Raw genomic sequence first — 8339 nt, 5'->3', positions numbered from 1 at the left:
CCCCGCTACGACGTCGGCAAGACCGTCAAACGCGCCGAGACCCTCAAGGCCATCGGCAAGCCTGGAAGATCTTGGTAGATAAAGAACAAGCTTAGGGCGTGTTTCAGGTACGGACAGAGAGAGGAATCCGTCCATGGACGTCATGACCGCGGTGCTGACACGCCGCAGTGAGCACATACTCCACGCGCCCGCACCGGACGACGCGGAGTTCACCTACCTGCTCAAGGGAGCGAGTCTCGCCCCCGACCACGGCAGACTCCGGCCCTGGCGCTGGATCCTGCTGCGCGGCGACGAACGCGCCGGACTCGGACTGGGCATCGCGGCGGAGACGGGCGCCGACGCGGCGGAGACGGAGCGGCTGAGGACCACCTACCAGCGGGCCCCCTTGTCCGCTGCGCTGGTCTTCGTCCCCCGTGACCCGCACCCGGTCCCGGAGTGGGAACAGCTGGCAGCCGCCAGCTGCGTGGCCCACTCGCTGATGCTGCTTCTGCACGCCAGGGACTACGGCAGCATATGGCGCACCGGCCGGCTGGCCACCAGTTCCGGAGTCGGGGAGTTCCTCGGCCTGCGCGGCCCCGAGCGCCTCCTCGGAATGCTTGACATCGGCACCCCGGACGCCACCGCCGGGCGGCGCAGGCGGGTCCCTGACGACGTGTCGGAGAGCATCACCCACTTCGAGGAACTCCGGAAGTCGGAGGGGGACGGCTGACGGCTGAAGTCGGAAGGTTCGGAGTTCCGTGAGCGAGCCGCACGGATCATCACGGCTGGGTCACCTCCGTGTCCGCCGGTTTGTCGAGCACGAGAGCGGTGTAGGAGCTGTGGCGGCCCACGGACTGGTGGGCGTCGATCGTGGCGACGGCGTTCTGCCAGTCCAGCGGGGTGAATTCCCGTAGGCCGGGCCAACGCAGGCAGAGCAGTCGCCGACCGGCCCGGTTCGTCGCCAAGCGCGTCAGCACTGTGCCCAGACGGACGAAGCGTCCGGTGACGGGACGGGTCCAGTCGACGGTGCGCCGTACGACGAATCCGGCCTCCCGCGCATGGTCGAGGTAGCGCGCCAGCGGTTCGAACTCATCGATGTGCCAGGCCGCGCGGACGAGACGGTGGGGGTCCAGTCGGCGGATCATCCCCGGGTCGTCGGTGTTCCATGTGAAGTCGACCAGGACGAACCTGCCGCCGGGGCGCAGGACCCGGAACGCCTCGGCGAGCAGCGCGCGGCGGCCGGCGGGGGTGAGATGGAACGCGGCTTCGAGACAGTGCACCCGGTCGAAGGAGCTGTCCGCGCCGATACCGTCGGCCTGCTTCGGGAGGGCGGTGACGTCGGCGACGGCGAAGGTGGTACGGGGGGCCCGGCCGTACCGGGTACGCGCCTGCTCGATCTGCTGGGCGGTGATGTCCAGTCCGACCGCTTCGCAGCCGGCCGCGCCGAGACGGGCGGTGGTGTGGCCGCGTCCGCAGCACGCGTCCAGCACCCGGTGTCCGGGGCGCGCCTCCAGGAGGGCCAGGCTCCGTGTCTCCAAGCGGCGCTGGAAGAAGGCGAGACCGCCGATGATCGCCGGCAGGGTGGGGAGTGTGTAGTAGCCGAGGTTGACGAGTGCGCCCCAGCCCATGTGCCGGCACAGCCGGAAGAGGGGGTTGGCGTCACTGTAGGAGGCTGCCAGGTGGTCTTGGGCCATGAGCGCTTCCGATCGGGGCGATTTCTGCGGTGGGGTCCGTGGCTGACGTGAGGACCGTCGGCCGGGCAGCCTTCGGTGAGCAGCACGGGCCCACGACGCCGATCGCGCTCCGGGCGTCCGGAGTCGGATACATCGTCGTCAGCGGCCTTTCGCCCGCACGGACAGGTCAGCAACGCCACGCACTCGTCACTCATCCGCAAACGCACGCGGAGCCACCCTGGTTCGCGGTGATTCCGCGAACCCTCCGAACGAGTGACACCGGCGCCCCACGGCGCACCTACTGGTCCGGAGGGTGACGGTCGCGCGTGTCGCAGCCAAAGCGACCTGGCTGTACCGCCCGGCTAATCCCTGACCTTGAGGAAGCGCATCCGGGTCGCGCCGTTGCTGTCGGTGCCGCCGGCCTCGGCGTCGGTGATCTTGCCGCCGGTGAGGACGAACATCAGGTGCAGGCGGACCGTCCGGGGGCCGGACGTGACGGCGTACTCGGTCATGATGTGAGTCGTTCCGCCTTGCTGTTCCTGCCTCGCTGCGTTGATCGCCGCGATCTGGGTGAAGCTGGTCAGGAGGGTGTCCGTGGTCTCGTCCCTGAGCCAGCCGATGATGTAGCCGCTGCCGCCGGTGGCGGAACCGAGCGCGTAGCGCACGTCGCTGTCGATGTGGTAGACCCCCGCTTCCGGGAGCACGATGTCGGACTCGGGGATCGGCACGTCGGCACCGGTCCGGGCCAGGAGGTCGGCGTGCTGCCGCTCGGCGTTGCGGAATGCGCTCACCGGCGTGAGGCGGGCGCCGATCTCCCACCTTTCGGGGCAGCCGGAGGTCCCGGAGACGTCGATGTCCACCGACCGTTCGCTGCCGCTGTTGCCGCCAGGAGCGATACCCGTCAGGTCGATCCGCGGCACGAGCAGGCCGCCGGTCGTGTTCCGTGCGGCATTGCATGGGGACGGGTCCAGAGCGGGTGTGTCGGGCGCGTACAGGCACCCGTCGCTGCCCCGGGTGACGGCGTTGCCCCGGTCGGTGGAGATGCACGGAGGGCGGGCGGTGGCGCATCCGTCCTGGCAGGAGACGACCGGGATGACCGGCGGGACCGGGGCGTAGGGCGTCGAGCCGTCGAGGGTGTCGGTCGTACAGGTGACCGCGCCGTCGCAGTTGCGGCAGGTGGTGCGGAGGAACGGCCTGCCGCAGCCCGGGGACGACGCCTGGACGGTGAGGACGAAGCTGTCGACGGTCCACTGTTTGGGGCCGACCCCGCAGGTGTCGTCGTTGCCCGTTTCCAGGTTGAGCTCGACGACGACCTTTCCCGCGAGGACGTCCGCGAGGGGCACGGTGGTCGGTGCGATGACGCCGGTCTCGTCCCCACCCGCCGGCAGATCGGGTGGGCCCAGCAGGTCGGTGCGGATCGCGGTGGCGCCGTTCCACAGGGCGAAGCGGCCGTAGAGCCGGCAGGCCGTGCTGCTGCCGTCGTTGTGCACATGGACCGAGGCGCTGACAGTGACGCCGGTGGGGTTGCCGCGCAGTGACGCGGGGTCGATCCGCACGACGCCGGCGAGCCAGGTGTGCTGGCCGTCGTGTGTCCCGTCGTCGGCCGGGAACGTGCCCGTGCCGCTGTTCAGGATGGTCTGGGCGACGACGGGGTCCAGGGCGGCGTGGGTGTGGGCGATGGTGTAGTACGGCGTCGGGTCGGTGCTGCTCGCGGTCGCTGCGACCCGGTACGGCGCGGAGTCGCGCAGTGGGGTCGTCTCGCAGTGCTCGCACCGCCGGGAGCCGGTGCAGGCGACGGGGGGACAGTCCGGCTCTGACGGCCGGCATCCGCCGACGGTTATCGGGGAACGCCCGCAGCCGCATTCACTCATGGGCCAACTCCTCTTGTGCGTCTCAGCGGTGGGAAGTGTGGCGGCGTGCGCCAAGGCACTGTGTCGGGATCGGGTCACGAGGGGCCGACTGAGCCGGCTCGTCGACCGGTACGGATGAGAGGCGAGCCGGGCAGCCGCGTCGAGGGATACCGGTGGACCCGTGGGGGTGGGATACGGAAGCGGCCGTGTCGGCCGTTCCTCGCGAGCCTGCTACCGGCGCCGGGCAAACCGCATCGAGCACTCGGACATCGGCATGACTGAGGCTCGGTCACTTGGCTTTCGCGTCGCCATCCCTAAGGTACTGTCCCGTGATCTGTCCGGCATTACCCCGTAAGGGTGACCGGTTCTGCCGGTGACACTTACGATGCCGTCGGCCCGCGAAGGGCCTGCTTCCGGCTCGTCCTCCCGCCGCACCGAACGATCGGGTGCACCTGGGCCGCCGCGCTGCCTCACACCGGATCGTGAGGCAGCGCGGCGGAACGGTCATGTCCTGTCAATCCCGGTCAGGCTCGCTGCCGGTCGTCAGCGACACCGCCATGGTGCCGAGCCGGGGTACCGGGACAGGCAGAGATCCATCCTCCCCGGCGCGCAGTGCGGCGCCCACGGTGCCGAGGTAGTCGGCGGACATGGCTGCGGTGACGGGGAAGCCCGGGGTGAGCCGGCAGGTGATGTGCTCCTCCGCGAAGGACTGCAACCGCACGAGCACACGCCCCGGTTCCGGCACGGTCAGACCGACGATCCGCACGCGCGGGTCGTCGAGGACCAGCAGTGCGTAGTCGTCTGCGCGCCGGATTCCCGTGTGCCGCCGCTGCGCGACCGACCTGCTCGAACGTCCCTTGACAGACGCACCCGGCCTTTCCGTCACCGCCGACGGCGTGCCGCTCGTTCTGCGCCCGTTCCAGATCGTCACCGTGCGCCTGACCCCACGCGCCTGATCAGACCCGGCGGGGGCCGTCGCAGCCGCTCCGGCCGCCGCCCGGGCCCCGCCCGCCGGGTCTGCCGGTCCCGGTCACCGGGCCACGTCCTCCAGAGCAGCCGACACCCGGTCGGCGAGTGTGCGCATCTGAGCGTCCGTGTACCAGGCCCTGCTGTAGGTCAGGTCGACTGCCAGGCGACCCCGGTAGCGGCTGACGACTGCGAAGAGCATCGGCACGTGACCGAGCGGGGCGAGCCGCACGTTCCTGATCCGCTGTCCGTCCGGCAGTTCCGGTTCGGAGATGACTCCGACGTTGGTGATGACCAGGCTCGGCGGGTGCTGGTCGAGCATGTAGGGGAAGGCGGCCAGTTCCATCGCGGCGGCCCCGCTGTCCAGATCGGCGCGCAGCCGGGCGGACAGATCGTGTCCGACCTCGACCGGGTGGGCCCGCTCGTCCACGTCCAGCCGGATGGAGGTGGTCGTCGCCGCCGACTGCAGGACCTCGGCAGGCAGCGGCGGTGAGAGCCTGCGGCGCATGTCCACCGCTGTGGTGCACAGCATCCGCGCCGGACCGTCCGACGCGGGAAGCAGGGAACGCAGGCTTGTCAGCAGGACCCCCGACACCAGGGAATTGAGGGTGAGCGAGGCGTCCCTGGCTCGTCGGACCAGCCGCTCGCAGTGCTCGGGAAGGGCTTCCACGGCGACGATGCCGAAGCTCATGTCGGGCCCCGGGCCGCCGTCGGCAGAGGCAAGGGCCGGTAGCAGGGCGGGCGGGACCTCGGTGTCCAGACGGGCCCTTTCGGCGACGAACCGGCGCAGTCGCCCTGCGGTGAAGAGGGCGCCGAGCACGCCGTCCAGGGCCGGCGCGAGCACGGGCTCGACCGGCCCGACGGGAGCCGGCCGTCCTGCGGACAGTGTGGTGTACAGAGCCCACAGCCGCTCGTGCACCGCCAGATAGCTCGTCGCGTCGACGAAGGCGCGTGGCAGCGTCATCACCAACCGGGACCCTTCCCGCCCGGGCACCACCGTCAGCCGCAGCAGTGGTTCGCTGTCCCAGGCCGGCGGGGTGCTCACCACCTCGTCGAAATCGGAACCACGGCTGAGTCCGGGGCCGGAGGCCGTCGAGTCGATCCGGACCAGTGGCCCGCTCCCGGTGGGCGTGAGGATCCTTCCACCGAGCAGGGGATAGCACTCCCGCAGTCGGACCAGAGCTTGCGCGAGGAGGGCCTCGTCCGGCTCGCCCTCGATGTCGCAGTGCAGAACGACCTGGACCCCCGCCGCGGCGATGGCAGCCTCGTGCGGTGCGAGGAGGCGTTCCCGCACGGTTACGGTCATGGGACACGTCCTTACGTGATCAGGAGTCGGCATCCCAGCCTGGGGCAAATTCCCCGGAAGGAGAACCGGACACCGGACGGGACACACGATCTGGTGATCGCTTTCGAGCCATCGCGCGGTCACTCCGTGACGGCCCTCGCTGTGGGCGGCGAGGTGCCGGACCCTCACCGCACCCGACCTGGAGGAAGAGCCCTCACACTCGCGGACCTGTCACCTCCCGCATCTCCTTGCCCAGGAACCGGTCGACCAGGTGCGTGGCGGGCAGGGCGGAGTTGAGGTACACGTACTCGCGTTGGTGCTCGACGACGGCGAGCATGGTGCGCAGTGTGTCCACGGCGCCCTCCCGCTGTCCGGCATGGTGCTGTGCCTGGGCGAGCAGGCCCAGGTGGAGGGGAAGGTGCAACTTCGTCCGGGAGAGCCGCATCTCGGTGAGGGCGTTCCGCATCTTCGGGATCCCCTCCTGACGGCCGGCATGCGTGAGGGCCCAGCCCAGGGGAACGTGCAGCATCGCCGTCCAATAGGACAGCCCGTGCTTGACGGACAGCTCGACGCCCTCCGTCCCGAAGGAGTGTGCTGACTCCACATCGCCCTCCCAGGCCGCCACGACCGCGTTGACGTACAGGGCGTGGACCCGGTCCCAGGGCATGCGACCGCACTGCGTCAGCCTCAGGAGGCGACGGCATTGCTCGGCCGCAGCCGCGCGTTCGCCCATGAGCCACCGGGTGAGGACGTCGTAACCGCGGAAGTAGACACGCGGATCGGGCCGGTAGATCCTCTCGGGCAGCCGGCCCTCGCGCGCGAGCCGGTCGGACAGCTCGACGCCGTGCCCGAACGCCTCCAGCGCGTCGGGCAGACGGCCGCCGATGAACAGCGCCATGCCCTCGCCGTACGTCGCGACGAGTCGGGCCGCCGGATCGTCGGTGCGTTCGGCGACGGACCGCAACCGGGCGGACAGCCGCCTCGACTCGTCGTAGCAGCCGCGGACGAGGAGCGACACGCTCAGCATCGACAGGACCGCCGGGTCGTCGGAGCTGTGCGGGGGCGTGTCGAGGACGTGTCCACGGATGATCTCCGTCTCGGCCTCGACATCACCGAATCCGCGTACGTGGCCCAGCAGATGGACCAGCTCCACGTGGAGCCGGGATTCGAGGTCCCGATCGGCCGCGCCGTCGGCCACCGATTCCGCGACATCGATGGCGCGGCGCAGCCACAGCCGGCGTTCTTCGGAGGCCAGACGCGATCCCGCGTTCTCGGCCGCGCGCAGGAACCAGTGCAGTGCCCGCTCCTTCGGCACGGCGCCTCTGGCGCCCCACATGTGGTGGGCTATGCGATCGGTCCTCGCCGGATCGCACTCCTCGGGGAGACGAGGAGACAGAGCGTTCGCGTAGGCGGCGTGCAGTTGTTGGCGCTCCTCGTCGGTCAGTTCGCCGATGAGTACGTCCCGGGCATGCGGAGGGGCGAGGCGGAGTCGCCCGGTGGGCCCCTGAACCGGGGCGAGCAGGCCGTGCCGGACGGCTGACTCCACGATCGCCATGGCAGCGTTGCCGCCGGTGGCGCGGCACAGCGGTTCCACTTCGATATCGGGTGTGACGACCGCGCACAGCCGGAGAAGCCGCAGGACCGGATCCGGCAGTTCGGCGAACTCCTGGCGGAGGGCCTTCCGCGCGCACGGGGCGACGAGGCCGAGGAGTTCGTCGGTGGCGTCGGGGTCGTGCAGGTCCCTGGCTTCACCGAGAAGCGAGAGCATCTGGAGTACGGAGGACGGACTGCCCACGGCCTGGGCGTGGAGCGCGTCCACGATCCGCGGGTCGACGCCCGGTCCGGCGTGCGCGTCGACCAGCGCGATGACGTCGGGGAGCGTGAGCGTCCCGAGGCGCAGGATCTTCGTGTTGGGGCCCCTGAACATCTCGTTCACCACTCCGTGCCGTGAGTGCTCGGGCCAGGCTTCCAGGTCCCAGCCGGTCAGCACGATGCTGAGGGGGTGGCCCTGACGGCGTGTGGTCAGCAGGCGGAGCAGATCGAGCGACGCGGGGTCCGCCCAGTGCACATCCTCCAGGAGCAGCACCAGGGGGCGCTGCGCGGCCAGGGTCAGCAGAACCTCGCAGAGCGCGTCATGGGTCCGGAACGGGTCGGGCGGCGGGCCGCCGGTGCCGTGGTCGCCCCTGGCGCCCTGCCCTGCCTGCCACGCGGGCAGGAGGGGGGTGAGCAACGTGCCGAACGGCGCGGCGGCGGCCTGGAAGGCTTCGGGCCGCGCCGCCGACAGCCGACGCAGCACCTGGGTCCACAGCCAGTACGGAGGAACCCCCTCACCGGAGTAGCAGCCGCTCTGGATCGTTTCGATGTTCCCGTCCTGAGTCCGAAGGCGTTGGACGAGCTCCATCACGAGGTGAGTCTTTCCGAAGCCCGAGAAACCGAGCACACATGCGAGATGCCCGCGACCGGTCACCGTGCCGGCCAATGCGGAGACCAGGAGCGCTTTTCAACCTGACCGTGGGGCTGTGGTGTTGGTCGGTGCGGGCTGTACGGAACGACGAAGCTCCTGGTAGACGGGTTCCCGACCAAGAT

Annotated in this window: 6 protein-coding genes; 1 reads left to right on the top strand and 5 read right to left on the bottom strand. The window is 70.3% G+C overall.

Features of this window, described 5'->3' with window-relative positions:
* Positions 1 to 133 precede the first annotated feature (133 nt).
* Positions 134 to 709 carry a nitroreductase family protein gene (locus tag ABT001_RS35335; RefSeq protein WP_351285731.1) on the top strand — a complete coding sequence of 192 codons (576 nt, stop codon included), beginning with the start codon at positions 134 to 136 and terminating at the stop codon, positions 707 to 709.
* 49 nt (positions 710 to 758) lie between these two features.
* Here ABT001_RS35335 and ABT001_RS35330 read toward each other — a convergent pair whose 3' ends face one another.
* The 5 genes from ABT001_RS35330 to ABT001_RS35310 all read right to left on the bottom strand — a co-directional run bounded on the left by ABT001_RS35330 (position 759) and on the right by ABT001_RS35310 (position 8244).
* Positions 759 to 1673 (bottom strand): class I SAM-dependent methyltransferase, encoded by a 915-nt coding sequence (locus ABT001_RS35330; protein WP_351285730.1) that lies wholly within the window; start codon positions 1671 to 1673, stop codon positions 759 to 761.
* Positions 1674 to 2014: 341 nt separating this feature from the next.
* Complete coding sequence (locus tag ABT001_RS35325; protein WP_351285728.1) at positions 2015 to 3523, bottom strand: hypothetical protein; 1509 nt, start codon at positions 3521 to 3523, stop codon at positions 2015 to 2017.
* Between the two features lie 493 nt (positions 3524 to 4016).
* Positions 4017 to 4433, bottom strand: a complete 417-nt coding sequence (locus ABT001_RS35320) for a hypothetical protein (protein ID WP_351285727.1) — start codon at positions 4431 to 4433, stop codon at positions 4017 to 4019.
* A 99-nt stretch (positions 4434 to 4532) separates the two neighbouring features.
* Positions 4533 to 5774, bottom strand: coding sequence for a phthiocerol/phthiodiolone dimycocerosyl transferase family protein (locus ABT001_RS35315; protein WP_351285725.1), 1242 nt, complete (start codon positions 5772 to 5774; stop codon positions 4533 to 4535).
* A 193-nt stretch (positions 5775 to 5967) separates the two neighbouring features.
* Positions 5968 to 8244: an ATP-binding protein gene (locus ABT001_RS35310; RefSeq protein ID WP_351285733.1), complete on the bottom strand. Its 2277-nt coding sequence runs from the start codon at positions 8242 to 8244 to the stop codon at positions 5968 to 5970.
* Between the last annotated feature and the right edge of the window lie 95 nt (positions 8245 to 8339).

It is taken from the genome of Streptomyces sp. NPDC002793 (assembly GCF_040295485.1).
Classification (GTDB): Bacteria; Actinomycetota; Actinomycetes; order Streptomycetales; family Streptomycetaceae; genus Streptomyces.
This window is presented reverse-complemented; position numbering and strand designations above follow the sequence as displayed.

Bases quoted from the DNA above. Each gene is read 5' to 3' on its own strand.
- ABT001_RS35335 (WP_351285731.1), top strand. From the start codon at position 134: ATGGACGTCATGACCGCGGTGCTGACACGCCGCAGTGAGCACATACTC.
- ABT001_RS35330 (WP_351285730.1), bottom strand. From the start codon at position 1,673: ATGGCCCAAGACCACCTGGCAGCCTCCTACAGTGACGCCAACCCCCTC.
- ABT001_RS35325 (WP_351285728.1), bottom strand. From the start codon at position 3,523: ATGAGTGAATGCGGCTGCGGGCGTTCCCCGATAACCGTCGGCGGATGC.
- ABT001_RS35315 (WP_351285725.1), bottom strand. From the start codon at position 5,774: ATGACCGTAACCGTGCGGGAACGCCTCCTCGCACCGCACGAGGCTGCC.